A 393-nucleotide genomic window follows, 5' to 3' on the forward strand; every position below is an offset into this window, starting at 1 on the left:
CAGTTAAAACGCCTCGGGGGGCCTAATTTTACCCATATCCCGGTTAATGCGCCCAAATGCCCGGTGCGGCATTTTCAGCAGGACGGTCATATGGCGATGCGTAACCCTAAAGGCCGGGTAAATTACGAACCGAACTCCTGGGACGGCGGTGAGCATAATCCCAGGGCGTGTCCGGCACATGGGTTTGTCAGCTCAAGCCAAGCGATGGGGGACAGTAAGCTACGCTATCGCTCGCCAACTTTTGCCGATCATTACAGCCAGGCCAGGCAGTTTTACATCAGTCAGACTGCCGTTGAGCAGGAGCATATACAAAGTGCACTGATTTTTGAGTTGTCCAAAGTAGAAAATCTGCCGATCCGGCAGCGTGTGGTATCGCATTTACTGAATATCGAT

Annotated in this window: 2 pseudogenes; both read left to right on the forward strand. The window is 52.2% G+C overall.

Annotation, left to right across the window (positions count from 1 at the left end):
- Positions 1-145, forward strand: a pseudogene (locus SB773_RS30250) (catalase); the annotation flags it as partial.
- Between the two features lie 83 nt (positions 146-228).
- Positions 229-393 (forward strand): annotated as a pseudogene (locus tag SB773_RS30255) (catalase-related domain-containing protein); the annotation flags it as partial.

Source organism: Bacillus sp. SIMBA_074 (assembly GCF_046534555.1).
Taxonomy (GTDB): Bacteria; Bacillota; Bacilli; order Bacillales; family Bacillaceae_G; genus Bacillus_A; species Bacillus_A mycoides.